Below are 15,994 nucleotides of genomic sequence, written 5' to 3'. Positions count from 1 at the left end.
AACGAAGATCTCATTGATTTAAATAACGCCGAGTTCTCGTAGTCGTTCCATCAGGTAACTATGTGCTGTGTAACGTTCCGAAAGCACTGTATCAGGCTTTGGATGGAGGAATAACGGCAAAGAAATGCGGGAGTTCTCTTGACGACCACCCGTTGGGTTGATGACTCGGTGTGTCGTTGATGGGAAGTAACCCCCTGACGCTTCTTGTAGCATGTCACCAATGTTGATGATCATATTACCAAAGTCACAAGGCACATCTAACCAATCACCTTCTTTACTCTTAACTTGCAAGCCCGGCTCATTTGCCGCAGGCAGCACCGTGAGTAAGTTGATGTCTTCATGAGCCGCAGCGCGAATTGCTCCCGGTTCTTCTTCACCCGTCATTGGTGGGTAATGCAAAACGCGTAGCAATGTTTTGTCGCTATTGTTGATCATTTCAGACAGCGCAATAGAAAACTTCTCTTGAACCTCTTTCGGTGCGTACTCTTCTACCCAGCCAAGTAATTCTTGAGCAAATGCGTTCGCACGTTCGTAATACTCTAAGATTTCTTTTTCTAGCTGCACAGGGATCTGACCCCATGGGTATACATGGAAGTACTCTTTGATGTCTTTTACGCTGTGGCCTTTCGCAACTTCAGAAACGGAAGGTGGAAAATAACCGTCTTGTGTTTCAACATTAAATTGGAAATCGTTTTTTTGCGCTGAGCTGAAAAACTCGTACCAGTTTTTGTAAATTGACTCGACCAGCTCTTGTGGGATTGGGTGGTTTTTTAATACACCGAACCCAGTTTCACGTAGTGAGGTGACGAACTGTTGAGCAGCATCGTCAGCAAGATAATCGACAGTTTCCAGTTTCATGACTTTACTTCTTTTTTATTAGACTGAGTCGTGAATTCTATGGATGGGCATGTTGTAAATCAAACTTTAATGAAATGTTTCCGCGCAAACGTTTTATTGTTGAGCAGTTTGCCAATATATCAACAAAAACAGTAATCATTATTTTGATAAAACAAACAATTGCACAGCGTTCAATTAAGTGTAATCATAACGTCAGTATTTAATTGAAGGATCAATTTCTCTATGAAGAATACTTCTACCTTATTGGGTTTAACCATTTTCTATGCCGTCGTATTTCTGTTTTCAGCGTTAGAGCCGAGCTCTCGAGCGGTGTGGTTTGCCGAAATCGTACCAGCCATTGGTATTCTCATCGCGATTTGGGCACTGTCTATTCGTTACCAATTCAGTAACACCGCTTACGTATTGATGTTCATTTGGCTTTGCTTACATACCATTGGCGCAAAATACACGTTCGCAGAAGTCCCCTTTGACTGGTTTAACAATTTGATTGGATCTGAGCGCAACAACTTCGACCGAGTCGCGCACTTTTCTATTGGCTTATACGCATACCCAATCGCTGAATATCTGATTAATAAAAAGAAAATCAGCGCAAGCTTCGCTTCTTGGTTCGCTTTGTTTGCAATCATGTCGTTAGCGGCTGGCTACGAGATCATTGAATGGTGGTACGCCGCAATTGCGGGTGGAGATGAAGGCATTGCCTTTCTGGGATCACAGGGCGATATTTGGGATGCCCAGAAAGACATGTTGTGCGACACCATGGGTGCGATAGTTTCTTTGTTATTACTGACAACTCAACGTCGATTGGCGAAGCCATTCTAAATACGGATTAAACCCTTCGACAATTGGGACCTGTACGATTTGAGCAACTTCATATTCGTGCAGGTCTTTTATTTTGTCTTCCACTAATGCATACAAATCACGCCGCGTCTTAATCACCATGAGCCATTCGTTATCGCTGCAAATTTCCCCTTTCCACACATAATGACTTTCTATTAGCATAGTTTGAATGCACGCAGCGAGTTTAGCCTCTAGTAGACCTTTGATAATTTCATCTCGGTTTTGTTGTGTACCCGCTGTACTCAATACCATGCAGTAATCGTGTTGTTCGCTCATAACTGACTCTTATTTCATTGTGACCTTACCGCCAATCATCTTGAAGGCGGGCGTTCCTCTCACCAACGTATCTCGTGCAAACTCTTGCTCGCAACCCGGACAAACACAAGGCACTTTAGTGAAGTCTTCGACAATACGTTCTTTAAAACATTTGACCAAAGCACCCTTTCCTCCTTTACGGTATTTAAACAGCTGAGCTTTGCATTTTGCGCAGTATATTTCGACGGTTTTTGTCGGTTGTTTTTTATTCGGTTTCGCCATTTTTCTCTATTTCTGGTTTTACCCATACATTGCTAAAGTCGAACCAGCCCAGTGCGTTGCATTTGGCGTTTTGTAATGCGCCACTGTGGTCTTTGTTTACGCCAAGCCAGCAGTGGAACATCGGGATGACTTGGCAACTTTTCACTAATTGTCGACCAAGCTCTCGTGCAGGAAAATCATTGTGTCGCCCTGCTCGCCACTGATCCACCAGCGTTGCCCATCCAGAAAAGTCGTACCCTGCGCTAAATTTATCGATATCACTGTAGTCTAGTAGCCAACCTGCTAGTGCGTCATTGCGATTTGTGGCAATGCCCATGGCTTTAATCCAAATATCCACTTCTTCTGGGGAAGGCGGCTGAGTATCATAGCGAATGAAATCTACATCGATACCATGCGGCTTTAACAGTGTTTTAATGGCCTTCCCGATGACCGGAAACATTGGGTGTTTTTTCTGATAAGCAACACAAATCGTTTTCTCTTTTTGAGGCGCATCACCTCCCATCGTAGGCTTAAGATCTATCCAACCAGGTTTTAATCCAAATGCTTGAAGCACTCCGAGTTCGATGACCTTATCTTGTGGCACAAGAGAGTAAATTTGATAGCTGTTCAATACCTGACTTAGGAACTCTGCCCAACGTGGATCTTTCGCTATCCCTTTGTTTTTATTGAGTAGTAAAAAGGTACAGCCTGGGTCCAGTTCGACTTCGTCGGTGGAGGCTTGTTTGTCCATTTGTGGTTTTGACAAGCTTGGGTAAACCATCGAAGAGTACGCTTCATCAATCACCCAGACTTCGACTTGGTCAAGTAGCGGACGTAGTCCAAAATAACCGTCAAACGCTGTTAATATTAGTCGTTTGTCATCGTTTACTTTGACTTGAAATGGCCCTGTACCGACGGGTTTTCGATCAAACTCTTCTGAGCGAAGCGTCTTGGGAAGCAGGACTTTCGCCTGAGACTCACTCAACGCGAGGGGCAAATACTTATCAGGACGTACAAGATGGATGTCCACCGTCCACGGTTCTGGTGAAATCACTTTTTCTATATGAGAAAACAGATTCAAGCCACTCAATGCAGAAATGCTTTCAATAACACAGTCCGTCGTGAGCAACTCTCCATTATGGAAACGAACACCTCGGCGCAAATAAAAACGCCAGTGGGTATCGGATAGCGCTTCCCAATAGTGCGCCAAATCCGGCTGTAGTTGTTCGTTGTCGTCGAGCTTAGTCAAACCGCTGAATACTTGTCGGGCAATATGTTGCTCAGACCGACGCATCGGTTTCTGAGGATTCAACATGGCTAATGGCCGATAGTAAGGCAAACGGACGACTTGCTCACCCTGACGGTGCTGCAAACCAAGGTAGCCTTGGATTACCTGAGTCAGTTTGGCGGCATCATTGTCTAACGCTTCTAAAGCTTGCCCAATTTTTCCTTCATCAAGATAACGACGAGCCAAGTTTTCACTCACGTCACTGCGATTACGTTTAAAGACAAGTTTAGAGAGTTTTCCTCGACCAGCGGCAGGATGCCACTCAATCCACCCTTCTTCCTCTAATTTATTGAGAACGATTCGGGCATTACGTCGAGTACAAAAGAGCGCTTCGGTAATGTCTTCGAGTTGAACTTCCGTGTCATTACCAGAAAATTTTTCAAACAGTGTTTCGAATTGAACACGTAAACGAGGACTGCTCATAAAGAGGAAATTTTAGTTTTCATTGCGATAAACTAAGTTTCCTCATTTTTTGCAAAAAGTGCAAACCTCGGAAGTGAAATTATTGAATGTCGATACCAATTTCTTGCGCTACTTGGCGTAATTGATCTTCATCGTCGAGTTTGATCGACCATTTTGTTTCTGCGCCATGTGCTAACACCACATTCGCACCACGACCAAGCAATTGAATTGCATCAGTTTGGGCTTGCATCGTAACCATACCCGAACCGGTTAACTTGATGACAATTTCACGTTGGGTTGCGATGATCTTACCCAGAGAAAATTCGATAACCATGCCTTACCTTCGTTGAATTATGCTGTCTTTTCTTTTTGATGTTTGACTGCAATGGTCAAACGACCGGTGCAAACCAAACGTTCTCGTTCGTCGGTAATATTGATCTGCCAAACTTGTGTAGATACGCCTAAATGCACTGGTGTAGCCGTCCCAATAACGTAACCGCTTCTCATCGCACGCACATGGTTGGCATTAATGTCTAAGCCAACGCAGTAACTGCCTTCGCCCACACAGAAATTAGCGGCAAGTGAGCCTAACGTTTCTGCTAACACAACCGATGCACCACCATGAAGCATCCCTAATGGCTGATGAGTAAAGCTGCACACAGGCATGGTCGCGGTAAGCGAGTCGTCAGTGAAGTCGGTATAGACGATTTGCAGATGTTCCATCATGGTGTTCTTAGACGTAGCGTTAAGAACCTCCAAGTTCATTGGCTTTTTCCAAATACTCATGTTTTCGCTCTTATTCTAACCAGTTACAACCACTGGTAATCTCGATTTGAAGTGCCTCTAGGATAGTCCCGATCGTAACATCACTTCAAGACGAAACACATCGTTCAACGTGATCAACATAATGGCTTAAAGTTTCTTTACTAAGCGTTATACTATTGGTACAAAACAGAAAATATTTATATGGACCCCACTATGAGAACATGGATTAAAGCATCAGTGCTTTTCACTATAGCTGGCTTAACAGCGTGCAGTTCTTCCCCTACTGGCCGCAATCAGATTTTAATGTTTTCTGATCAAGAAATGTCTTCACTTGGTGCAAAATCGTTTGATCAAATGAAGAAAGAGATCCCGATCAGCAAAGACAAGAAAACCAATGCATACGTTCAATGTGTTGCAAAACAAATCACTGATACCATTCCACCACAAGCTGGGTTTAAAGATTGGGAAGTGGTTGTCTTTGATAGTGACCAAGTGAACGCCTTTGCGTTACCCGGTGGCAAAATTGGCGTATACACAGGACTGTTGAAAGTCGCTAAAAACCAAGACCAATTAGCAACCGTTATTGGCCACGAGGTTGCTCACGTCCTAGCGGATCACAGTAACGAACGCCTCTCTCAAAGCCAACTCACCAACGCAGGGTTGTCCCTTGCTAATGTTGCAATCGGCGCCTCTGAATACAAACAATACCAGCAAATGACCATGGCGGCATTAGGTGTTGGTGTTCAGTATGGTGTGATTCTTCCTTATGGTAGAACTCAAGAGTCGGAAGCGGATATTGTTGGCCTTGGCTTTATGGCAAAGGCGGGATTCGACCCGAATCAGAGCGTCGATCTTTGGCAAAATATGGGCAAAGCCGGTGGTGCGCAACCACCTGAGTTCTTCTCAACTCACCCATCGCATAACACTCGTATCAGAGATTTGCAGGCCACCATTAAAACCTTGCCAGCTTCTACCGTGAAAGCTCCGAAGTGCGGGTAATTTAATGTTTTAGGTTGTATTACGTAAAAATACATAATTAATCTAACACCAGAAACACGAAAGCTCCGTTAGGCTAAAACCTACCGGAGCTTTCTTTTTAGTTCTTGCCTTTATGGTCCCTGCTTTAGACGAGATTGGTCAGCTCGAGAGCGAAAATTAGGTGCCCAGAATTTGCAATGGCAAACTGAGTAAGCTATCTCCTAACCCAGCAAAGTACCAAATGATCGCAACAAAACCACCGACGGATACTAAGTACCATGCAAACGAGAACAGTTGGCCATAACGAGTTAACGGCAATAAGTGGCTTTGATGTCGCGTTCGCCATTCCATTACCACTTCCAGCATGCCCATCATTAATAGAAATCCTAATAACGTTAAACCAAACGTGTAACTGATATAAATTCCAAACAATGCTGCAAGAATACTACCGACAAGCCCGACCCAAGTGTTCATTGAAAAGGTAATACTTTTTAAGACGTGACCACCATCTAAAGGTAGAATCGGCAATAGGTTGAAAAGGTTTAACAGTGCATTAAACACTGCCAACCCTGCGAAGATCATTTCTCCAGTCATCCAGTAAAGAACGGTGAAAATGATACTAAGCACCAAGCCAAAGAACGGCCCCATTATAGAAATAACCACGTCTTGCCATCGAGTATTTATCTTTTCATCACTCAGCGCTAAACCACCAAGAAACGGGATTAGATAAATTCCTTTGGTCTTCATGCCGAAGTACTTCATCGCCTTAATGTGCCCGTATTCGTGAAAAACAAGACACGCCAACAATGCCAAAGCAAACTCAATGGAAAATAACCAGGAGTACGCTGCTAAACTTGCCGACGCAAGCGCAACCTTGATGACTTTCGCACTCTTCAGCGCTTTCATCCCCAGTGACACCATACCGATTAAACTAAAACGCTTTTCGGTTGGCGGCGCTTCAACCGGTATCTGACGCTCAATGTCTTTTTCGTTTCTTGTTCCTTCGGTAACCAAAACATCGTCGACAAACGCTTGATATTTGAAATCAAACGGTTGCCAATTTAGCTCACAGTCGAGTTGGCAAGATAAGATCTCTTCCGCTGAAGAAAGCTTAAATTGATGTGAGGTTTTGCCTGAATCATCCTCACTGGCATCAATTTGCGATACCAAAGTGTTATCCCAAAACAACTGCTGCCATCCAGCCATTGACCCTTCTAATCTCAATGGTCTCCCAAGAAATTCAATGTGTAGTAATTCCACGCTATTCCCAATGCGATAAACACGAAGTGCGGATTATGCCTGTAAAGGAATCGAACGAAAAGCATGTTAACAACTAGTGTTTGACTATCATTTAACCATCAGATTTACAAAAAAACTCTGGTCGTACCATTTGTTATAAAAATATCACCATAATACATGGCCTTACTAAATGCCATTTGACCTATGCATCAAATTTAAAACGTAATATAGGTATGATCTTTGACAAGTTAATAAACATACAATTAACATTATCGTTACATCGCAGTTGTAATTCGAACCGACAACAGCTGGTGTAATCGCTACACAACAATTACAAAGACTTCGGTCTAACATAATGACACCCTAGGAGGGTCAAGGATGAACAAGAAGCACTGCTCTCTGCTTACAATTTCAATATTGTTTGCGTGTAATGCCCAATCGGCGGGCTTTCAGGTTGCTGAGCACTCGGCATCTGGTCTTGGTAGAGCATTTTCAGGTGAAGGCGCGGTTGCGGATAATGCAAGCGTATTAGCACGTAACCCAGCTGCGATGACACTTTTTAAAGAAGCTCAATTTTCAGGTGCACTGTCTATTGTCGACCCTGAAGTTAACGTCTACGACACTTACCATAAAGAGCACGCTGACGACGTGGCACCGCTACAAATCGTTCCAGCGGGTTACTACATCAGCCCAATCAATGATCAATGGGCTTGGGGTATTGGTATGTTCACTACCTATGGTGTTGCGACTGATTACCCAGATGATATCTCTGCCGGTGATATGGCGGGTGATACCTCCCTACTTTCCGTCAACCTAAACCCTAATATCGCTTATCGCATTAACGAGCAATTCAGCGTCGGTGGTGGTATTAACTTAGTATACGCACACGCAGAGTTAACTCGCCACAAAGGTGCACTTGCTCCGCTATTTGGTCCTGACAGCAAGAAATCCGACAACCTCATTGGTATGGAAGGCGACACGTTTGCTTGGGGTTGGAACATTGGCGCTTTATACGAGCTGAATGAAAACAACCGCTTTGGCTTTGGTTACCGCTCTAAAGTGGACCTTGACTTTGATGAAGGTGAATTCAGCAGCTATGACTCTGGTGTCGCCAACGCTGCAAAAGTAGATGGCCGTCTGCAAATTTCTCTTCCGTCTATTATCGAACTTTCTGCATTCCATCAGTTAAACGAAACGTGGGCGATCCACTACGGATGGCAACAAACGGACTGGAGCACATTTAAAGAGTTAAAAGCAACCAGTAAAGATTGTGCTGGTGGTGTGTGCTTCTTCAAACCTGAAAAATACGAAGACAACAACCGTTACTCCTTCGGTGGTACATACACTCTGAACAACCAATGGACACTTCGCGCGGGTATCGCCTATGACGAGCAAGCCGGTGAAGCCACATTGAGTATCCCTGATAGCGACCGTTTTTGGTACAGCGCAGGCGTGACTTATGCAATGAAAGAAAACCTAACCTTCGATGCAGGTTTTGCTTTCGTCAAGAGTAAGTCTGGCTCGTTTACTGAAACCAACGCCGCGGATCAAGAGATCACTTTTGATTCAGAAGGTACGGCCTACATCAGTGCTGTACAAATGAACTACACGTTCAAGTAATTAGGATTAACGGAGTAAACCAATGAAACATACGTTTAAACTATCACTGCTTTGTTCTGCAATCCTACTTGCAGGTTGTGGTGACAATACATCGAGCTCTGGTACATCAGATACACCGACGTTTGAGCCTGAAGTACAAGCGCTACTTGACCGCAACACATCGATTAGCTTTACATTGCAAGGTGCAGATGCAGACGTTCCTGCGCCATCTTACTTATTGATGGATAGCACAGACGGAACGCTTGGCCTTCCAACAGGCGGGGACGATGCATTAACTAATCCCCTAGCTGCCATGAACACAATGGATGGTTGGTCAACGTCTATGCCAATCGTTCTTAACTTCAATGGCGATGGTTTTGCTGACGGCCTTGTTACTTCTGGTATCAGTGTTATTAAAATAAACCAACGTCTTACCGATTGGGATGGCGCTTCAAACCCAATCGAAAAAGTACTTACGCTGGGTACTGACTACGTTGTACAAGCGAGCGGCAATTCTCTGTACATTCAGTTTATGAACTCTTTGGACGAATCTGGCGAATACATCTTCGCGGTAACTCAAGCGATTCAAGACGTAAACGGAAATCCAATTGGTACGTCAGGAAGCTATGCGACAGGTAAAACGAAAGAGATCGTTTATGAGACTGGTGACTTAGCTTCAGTACAGGCTGCAACGACAGCAGTAGAGGGTATTTTCGGACTCGCAAGTGTCAACCCTGCTGATATTGTTTACTCATCATGGTTTAGCACACAATCTGTAGGCGATACGCTTGCTGCTGTGAAAGGCGTCACGGCAACCGGTTTTGCTACTGGTGCTAATACGTTAAATACTGTGTACAAAAACGACGCAAATGAAGGTGCCATTGACCTTTCTACCGCATACACTCTGACAATGGGGACGACACAAGACTTTGTTACAGCACTTGACGCTGATGAAGACTTTAACAAGTACGTTAGTGACCTGGATGCAGCTAAAACAGCAATCAAAGGTTTATATGCTGGCGCTAACGTGGCGGTCAATGTGACACAAGGTGTTGCAAAACTGCCTCATTATCTAGAGAAAGGCGCTGACTGGAACATGCAACCAATGGTTTCTGCAATGCCTAGCCTTGCTAAAGTCAGTGCTGCACTAGCGGATGAAGGCGAACAAGCGAACATGGTTCAACAGCTTTCTACAGGTGTATTTGCCGATGATCCTGTAGATGTCACTAAGTTAGCTACGGACCCGACAGAGCAGTTAAAGCTTGTTGGTTCGACTCTGTATCTAACGGACGGAACACAATTGGATAGCGACCGTATTATCACTCGTTATTCACCTGTACCAGTGGTTAAATCACTCGAAGACGTAGAGTTCTTGTTGTTTACACCGCAAACTGGCACACCTACAGATGTCGTGATTTACCAACACGGTATTACATCAGCTAAAGAAAATGCGTACTCTTTTGCTTTTAATATGGTTAAAGCAGGTGTTGCTGTTATTGCAATCGATCTACCAATCCATGGTACTCGTAGTTTAGATGACCAACGCTCTGCCAACGCAGATGTACTGGCTTACCTGAACCTTTCTAACCTAGCAGTGGCGCGTGATAACCTTCGCCAAAGCGTGCTCGATGTGCTGGGTTTACGTGCAAGCTTAGTTGTTTCAGCGCAAGCTGGCCTTCTGGCAAGCAGCCCGCTTCAAGGCTTTAACCCGATGACGGGTTCAAAAGTGAAGATGCTTGGTCACTCATTGGGTGGTATCGTCGGTACTTCTGCAGTAGCAGCGGCGAACAACACATTGGGTAGCCCAACGGCAGACGCGTTGTACACATTCAGCGGCGCATCAATTCAAAACGCAGGTGGCCAAATTGGTAACCTACTGCTTGGTTCGTCTAACTTTGGTCCACAGATCAAGCATAACCTAGCGTACGCAGCTTCAACAGATTACGCGAGCTATGCAGATGCATCATGTGCAGACTTGTCTGACAAAGCGTGTTACGAGGCATTTGAACAAGTAGCAAGCGACACACAACTAGCGGCACTTAATGCTGGTTTCTCTAGCTTTATCTATGCGGCACAAACTACGCTGGATACAGTTGATCCATTTACCAATGCAAGTGATCTTGTCTCAAGTGGCTCACTATCAACACCATTCTTCATGACAGAGGTAGATGGTGACGATACCGTACCAAACAATGTTGCAAACGCACCATTCGCGGGTACTGAACCTCTTGCGGCTAAACTTGGGCTAACAACTGTGAACAGTGCAAATACTGCGGTATCTCCTTCTGCTAGCTTTGTTCAATTTAATGCGACAGCAACACACAGTACGTTTGCATCCCCAGGCGGAACACTGGCTGACTTAGACCATCATGTAGAAATGCAGATGGAAAATGCTGACTTCCTAATGGATGATATGTTAACTGGTGTCACCAATACCTCTGTACTTAAGTAAGTATCTTTAGCAATACCAAAGCCCAGTTTCGACTGGGCTTTTTCGTTTCAGTGCTATTCAAACCCACTCATATTTCCTCTGCTATAGTTAAGTCGATGTCTTTGTCTAACTCACTTGTTTAAAAAGGAAAACTCTATGCGCGTATTGACCGTGATTGCCACTGCACTACTTCTTGCCGCTTGCGGTAGCAGCCAATATCTTATGTCAACGAATGAAGGGAAAATCATTACCTCTTACGGCAAGCCTGATCTCAATGAAGATACTGGTATGTACGAATATGAGGACGTAGATGGAAAAGAAATGAGCATTTCTAAAGACCAAGTTGTACAGATCATTGAACGATAAAACACCGTGCCCTCTGGAAAACAGAGGGCACTTCTCATTCACTCTGAATAACTCAACTTGAAACCAATAGCCTTTATCAATGCAACTAATTCATCATTCAAAACAATCAACACCCTTATTTATATTCTCACTATTATTTGGTTAGCGAATATTTTACATCTTCACTCCTTTCAGGTTGGAATATTGTAAAATCTCGCCTTTAATTCTCTAACACCCTTTTATTTCTCAGGATAAAGTGGATAATACCGCCACCAAAAAAACATTACTAAGGTGAGTCCTTATGTCTATCGAAGCTACTTTGCTTGCTCGCTGCGAGTCAAAATGTGAACTGTGTTCTTCTGAATCTCAACTAACAGCATTTGCTGTTCCACCACACGGTAACGTGACTGTTGATACTGCTATCATGGTTTGTGATAAGTGTCATGGTGAGATCGAAGATCCTAAAGACATTAACCACTGGCGCTGCCTAAACGACAGCATGTGGAGCCAAGTACCTGCGGTACAAGTCACTGCATGGCGCCAACTTACTCGCCTAAACTCTGAAAGCTGGGCTCAAGATGCTCTTGACATGATGTACATGGAAGAAGAGCAAATGAACTGGGCAATGAAAGGTATGTCTGCTGACGACAAAACGGTTGACTGCAACGGCACTGAACTTAAAAAAGGTGACGACGTAACCGTAATCAAAGACCTACCAGTTAAAGGTACAAACCAAGTAATCAAACAAGGTACTGTTATTCGTGGTATCAGCCTTGGTGATGATCCTAAACTTGTTTCAGGTAAAGCAAACGGCGGTCAGTCAATGTACGTGATCGCTGAGTACTGCCGTAAGAAGTAATCTCGATATTACTTTCGAAGTTTAACGGGGTTCCAATTGGGACCCCGTTTTCGTTTCTAACTTCCGCTTTCTTCTACTTATCTATTTTATCGCTGTCATTCCTCGCTTTCGCTCTCAAGCATTTTCGATTATGGTTCGAGAAGGAACAAATTAAGATGGATTGTTGTATGAAGAAGTTAACCATTCTTGATGGTGGTATGGGCCGTGAACTCAAACGCATTGGGGCACCTTTCTCGCAGCCACAATGGAGCGCTCAAGCTCTGATTGAATCTCCCGAGTACGTCTATCAGGCGCACCAAAGCTTTATCAATGCTGGGGCGGAGATCATTATCACCAACAGTTATGCTTGTGTACCGTTTCATCTTGGTGAAACACTCTACGAACAACGTGGTAGTGAACTTGCTCGTCAAGCGGCTCAGATTGCACAAGAATGCGCAAATCAATCACCAAACGACATTATCGTCGCAGGCTGTATTCCCCCCGCATTTGGTAGCTATCGCCCTGACCTATTTGAAAAAGAGCAAGGCGAACAGATCTTCGAAACGTTACTGAAAGCACAAGATGACTATGTCGCGATCTGGATTGCGGAAACGATCTGTAGCCTAGAGGAGCTCACTTGTTTGCAAAACGTCTTTAATAGCTGCAATAAACCGGTCGTTTATGCCTTTTCTCTCAACGACGACGTGTCAAGCACCGCACTCCTTCGTTCCGGGGAAACCGTGACGCAAGCCATTGAACAAGTGGTGGCCAATGCTTCGGTTAATACACGTGGTATATACTTCAACTGTTCGGTACCAGAGGTAATGGCAAAAGCGGTCAGCGACACCAACGCAATCTTAAACAAACACAAGAGCAATATTGATATTGGCGTTTATGCAAATAACTTTACTGCAATTAAATCTGATCATGAAGCGAATAGTGCACTTCAGTCCATGCGCGAACTTACTCCAAAAGAATACGTCGAATTTGCCAAAGAATGGTATGCAAAAGGAGCAACCGTCATTGGTGGATGCTGCGGTATCGGCCCAGAACACATCAAAGCGTTGGTGGATTGGAAAAACGCAGTGTAAACATTCTAATCAATTTCTCCTGCAACCGTCTGTACACGGTTAAAGGTACCAGGCTCAGTCACCCACGCCGCAACAGCATCAATATTATCTAATGGTTGACTGAGCTTAAACGTCCACTGTCCATTCTCTGAACGACTTTGTTGTTTATCTAATACCACAAAATTATGCCCAAGGACTTTACCTTTATTCTCACCCCTTTTCACTGGTGTGGTTTCATTATTTGAGAGAAACACAATCGTCGCATCATACATACCCAACTCTTCAAATCGCAGGGTGAATTGGTTGCCAGATCGCTCTAGAACCAAAGATTGGGCTTTATCATTGTGGTTGCTTGGTAACACACGCTCACGCCAGTTGAAGAAGCCGCGCCATTCTTTACCATCAACGACAAATGCCGGAGTATAAACGCTCCCTACCACGCCATAAGCACGATACAAACGTTGCAGCTGAGAGAATTCAGGCTTTGCAAATTTGTCTTTCCAGCCAAGATAGTCCCAATAGTCAACGTGGTAGGCAACGGGAATGTACTTTCCCCACAAATCAGGGTTGGATTCGAACGTAGAAAGGTATTTGTCTGCAGGTGGACAACTAGAGCAACCTTCTGAAGTAAACAGTTCGATGACTTGGGCAGGCCGTCCCTCATGAGACCATATTTGAGAAGCAGAAATGCTCGCTAGAATAGACAAAGTTGATATAGCAATCATAGACAGTTCCTTCTTGTAACTACTGACTATGACCGTGCTACCTAAAGATAGCTTTCAATACTGTTTTAGATGTGGCGATTTCAGATACAAAAATGCCGGCGATTAAACCGGCATTTCGAATTCGCTTTCCATTCAGATTAACGATACATACCGATATCTTTCTGAATATGTGCTGACAAATCTTCTGCGTAGTAGCTGCGAGGTGCAGAATTGTCTACAAAAAGAATGTCTAGTAGGTGAGCAATCAATCCTTTGAAGTTAACCGAGTAGGTTTTCTTATCCATAGAGGTTGGTAAAGCTACATTTGTCATTTGCATTGCTTGTGCCATGATTGCCTCTCTTTAAAAGCAGTAATTTGTTTCGTTGGTTGTATATTAGTCATTTTTTCATTGAGCAAAAAATGACAAAATTTGCTCATTCAAATTAGTTTTTCTAATAAAACAAGGTATTTACAAATATCCAGAATACAAAAGCCACCAAAATGAATAGTTATTCATAAATTGAAATCTTTAGTTGAATAACTTGGATTTACGTGTGTAAACCCAAGTTGATTTGCAACATTTAATTAACTAAACAATCTTTTTAAGGATTTCAAATTTACAAAATACTTAAGAGTTTTGATTAGTAATATTAACGCTAGAACTATCGCTTTCTCTGTTCTTATAGATAGAAGCAATAACCGCGGTTGTCATCACTGTCACCAGGAAGGTCAAAGACCAAACCGTCGGGATTTCATATTGAGTTCCGACTAGCAGCATCTTGATACCGATAAAGATCATGATGACCGACAACGCTGGTTTTAGGTAAACAAACTTATCCAACATCGCTTGAAGTACAAAGTACAATGAACGTAAGCCAAGTAGAGCAAATACGTTTGCCGCTAAAACTAGGAACGGTTCGCGTGTGACAGCGAAGATCGCAGGGATAGAATCCAGAGCGAACATAACGTCCATCACCGCAATCACACCAACAACGATCAACATTGGCGTTGCAACCCACTTACCTGCCTGTTTTAAGATCAAGTGGTTGCCTTGATACTCGTCTGTCACTGGTAAGAACTTGCGAATGAATTGCTCAGGATAAGGGTTCACCTCTTCTTCTTCGCCTTTATCTCGCGCTAACTTGATACCAGTCCAAATTAGGAATGCCGCGAATAGGTAAAGCACCCAGTGGTATTGAGCCAACAACTGCGCACCAACAGCAATCATGATTGCACGTAGCACTAACGCACCAATGACACCCCACAGTAAAGCACGAGGACGTAAATGTTCTGGCACCTTGTATTGCGCAAAGATAATCGCAAAAACAAACAAGTTGTCGACACTTAACGATTTCTCAAGCAAATAACCCGTTAAGAATGATATGGTCGCCTTTTCGTGAGTATAAACGCTATGAGGCGCGTAATAATCCCAAAAGAAATAGATAGAACCTGCAAAGACAAACGCTAATAAGAACCAGAATACGCTCCAACCAATCGCTTTTTTCATGGTAATCACGCCGCCACGAGTCTGATAGATATCGAGAGCGACTAAAACCAAGGTAAATAGGCCGAATACACCGTACATTGTCAGTGATTCTTGCAGTGGAACAGACTGGGATAATTGGGTGGTATTTTCGATAAGAGACATGCTTCCTCCCGAGCGGAAGGACATTATTCGGGCTGACCTTCCGCAAACAATACAAACCAGCAGTCACATTACCCATGTGTCTGCTAATCAATGAATGCGTTGGTCTCGTTGAAGTGACGACTTGATGAATCAAGTATCACCTTTATTTACCGGATAAGCTGATGCTTAACGAGATGACGATAAATAAACTTGCGCTAACTACTCCCCAAACGCCGCCATCATACCCCTGCCTGCAGCGATCTCCAACAAAAATTACTTATCGATAAAAACAAAGTATTTTGTGAAGAACAGTTATCAGCAGCACCTATCAACTGGATGATAAATACAAAAAAGGAGCACGGCTGTGCTCCTTTTTGATGACTTATCGGGTTTACAAACCAGTTAATGGTACAAAATAAACCAGTGTTGACCAAACCGCGACCCACGCAACGACGACCGCTGCATCAGCCCAATCTTTTTTCCACATACTCTCTTC

Annotated in this window: 17 protein-coding genes; 7 read left to right on the top strand and 10 right to left on the bottom strand. The window is 43.7% G+C overall.

What is annotated here, in order from left to right; translation table 11 throughout:
* Positions 1-18 precede the first annotated feature (18 nt).
* Positions 19-858, bottom strand: coding sequence for a 2OG-Fe(II) oxygenase family protein (locus tag ATB76_RS04005; protein ID WP_038870749.1), 840 nt, complete (start codon positions 856-858; stop codon positions 19-21).
* A 222-nt stretch (positions 859-1,080) separates the two neighbouring features.
* Here ATB76_RS04005 and ATB76_RS04000 point away from each other — a divergent pair, with 222 nt between their 5' ends.
* Positions 1,081-1,677 carry a DUF2238 domain-containing protein gene (locus tag ATB76_RS04000; RefSeq protein ID WP_038870750.1) on the top strand — a complete coding sequence of 199 codons (597 nt, stop codon included), beginning with the start codon at positions 1,081-1,083 and terminating at the stop codon, positions 1,675-1,677.
* On the opposite strand, the gene cutA is transcribed toward ATB76_RS04000, so the two are convergent.
* From cutA to ATB76_RS03975, 5 genes are all read right to left on the bottom strand, one after another.
* Positions 1,639-1,971: a divalent-cation tolerance protein CutA gene (gene cutA, locus ATB76_RS03995; RefSeq protein WP_061034689.1), complete on the bottom strand. Its 333-nt coding sequence runs from the start codon at positions 1,969-1,971 to the stop codon at positions 1,639-1,641. The genes ATB76_RS04000 and cutA overlap by 39 nt on opposite strands.
* Before the next feature lie 9 nt (positions 1,972-1,980).
* On the bottom strand, positions 1,981-2,232 hold the full coding sequence (locus ATB76_RS03990) for a hypothetical protein (RefSeq protein ID WP_038870753.1): 252 nt from the start codon (positions 2,230-2,232) through the stop codon (positions 1,981-1,983).
* Entirely contained in the window at positions 2,216-3,922 is a 1,707-nt protein-coding gene (locus ATB76_RS03985; RefSeq protein WP_061034688.1) for an SgrR family transcriptional regulator, read from the bottom strand. Before ATB76_RS03985 ends, ATB76_RS03990 begins: the two co-directional genes overlap by 17 nt.
* 79 nt (positions 3,923-4,001) lie before the next feature.
* On the bottom strand, positions 4,002-4,235 hold the full coding sequence (locus ATB76_RS03980; protein WP_038870757.1) for a DUF3389 domain-containing protein: 234 nt from the start codon (positions 4,233-4,235) through the stop codon (positions 4,002-4,004).
* Positions 4,236-4,252: 17 nt separating this feature from the next.
* Positions 4,253-4,687, bottom strand: coding sequence for a hotdog fold thioesterase (locus ATB76_RS03975; RefSeq protein ID WP_061034687.1), 435 nt, complete (start codon positions 4,685-4,687; stop codon positions 4,253-4,255).
* A 192-nt stretch (positions 4,688-4,879) separates the two neighbouring features.
* Here ATB76_RS03975 and ATB76_RS03970 point away from each other — a divergent pair, with 192 nt between their 5' ends.
* Positions 4,880-5,665: a M48 family metallopeptidase gene (locus ATB76_RS03970; RefSeq protein WP_038870761.1), complete on the top strand. Its 786-nt coding sequence runs from the start codon at positions 4,880-4,882 to the stop codon at positions 5,663-5,665.
* A 156-nt stretch (positions 5,666-5,821) separates the two neighbouring features.
* Here the strand turns inward: ATB76_RS03970 and ATB76_RS03965 are convergent, their stop codons facing one another.
* The gene (locus ATB76_RS03965; RefSeq protein ID WP_042602278.1) at positions 5,822-6,850 is read right to left on the bottom strand and encodes a site-2 protease family protein; all 1,029 of its coding nucleotides are present in this window, start codon (positions 6,848-6,850) and stop codon (positions 5,822-5,824) included.
* A 411-nt stretch (positions 6,851-7,261) separates the two neighbouring features.
* Here ATB76_RS03965 and ATB76_RS03960 point away from each other — a divergent pair, with 411 nt between their 5' ends.
* From ATB76_RS03960 to ATB76_RS03940, 5 genes are all read left to right on the top strand, one after another.
* Entirely contained in the window at positions 7,262-8,503 is a 1,242-nt protein-coding gene (locus ATB76_RS03960) for an outer membrane protein transport protein (RefSeq protein ID WP_038870765.1), read from the top strand.
* A gap of 22 nt (positions 8,504-8,525) precedes the next feature.
* Positions 8,526-10,934 (top strand): VolA/Pla-1 family phospholipase, encoded by a 2,409-nt coding sequence (locus ATB76_RS03955; RefSeq protein ID WP_061034686.1) that lies wholly within the window; start codon positions 8,526-8,528, stop codon positions 10,932-10,934.
* A 135-nt stretch (positions 10,935-11,069) separates the two neighbouring features.
* Entirely contained in the window at positions 11,070-11,279 is a 210-nt protein-coding gene (locus ATB76_RS03950) for a YgdI/YgdR family lipoprotein (RefSeq protein WP_005435119.1), read from the top strand.
* Between the two features lie 280 nt (positions 11,280-11,559).
* Positions 11,560-12,117 carry an alkylphosphonate utilization protein gene (locus ATB76_RS03945; protein WP_038870769.1) on the top strand — a complete coding sequence of 186 codons (558 nt, stop codon included), beginning with the start codon at positions 11,560-11,562 and terminating at the stop codon, positions 12,115-12,117.
* Between the two features lie 167 nt (positions 12,118-12,284).
* A complete protein-coding gene (locus ATB76_RS03940) occupies positions 12,285-13,187 on the top strand; it encodes a homocysteine S-methyltransferase family protein (RefSeq protein ID WP_240538025.1) in 903 nt (300 codons plus the stop codon).
* Between the two features lie 5 nt (positions 13,188-13,192).
* Here ATB76_RS03940 and ATB76_RS03935 read toward each other — a convergent pair whose 3' ends face one another.
* From ATB76_RS03935 to ATB76_RS03925, 3 genes are all read right to left on the bottom strand, one after another.
* Positions 13,193-13,891, bottom strand: a complete 699-nt coding sequence (locus tag ATB76_RS03935) for a DUF1223 domain-containing protein (protein WP_061034684.1) — start codon at positions 13,889-13,891, stop codon at positions 13,193-13,195.
* Positions 13,892-14,028: 137 nt separating this feature from the next.
* Complete coding sequence (locus tag ATB76_RS03930; RefSeq protein ID WP_005424996.1) at positions 14,029-14,220, bottom strand: hypothetical protein; 192 nt, start codon at positions 14,218-14,220, stop codon at positions 14,029-14,031.
* Between the two features lie 279 nt (positions 14,221-14,499).
* On the bottom strand, positions 14,500-15,519 hold the full coding sequence (locus ATB76_RS03925; protein ID WP_061034683.1) for a TerC family protein: 1,020 nt from the start codon (positions 15,517-15,519) through the stop codon (positions 14,500-14,502).
* Positions 15,520-15,994 lie beyond the last annotated feature (475 nt).

Source organism: Vibrio sp. MOR3 (assembly GCF_001557775.1).
In the GTDB taxonomy this organism is placed as follows: domain Bacteria; phylum Pseudomonadota; class Gammaproteobacteria; order Enterobacterales; family Vibrionaceae; genus Vibrio; species Vibrio jasicida.
This window is presented reverse-complemented; position numbering and strand designations above follow the sequence as displayed.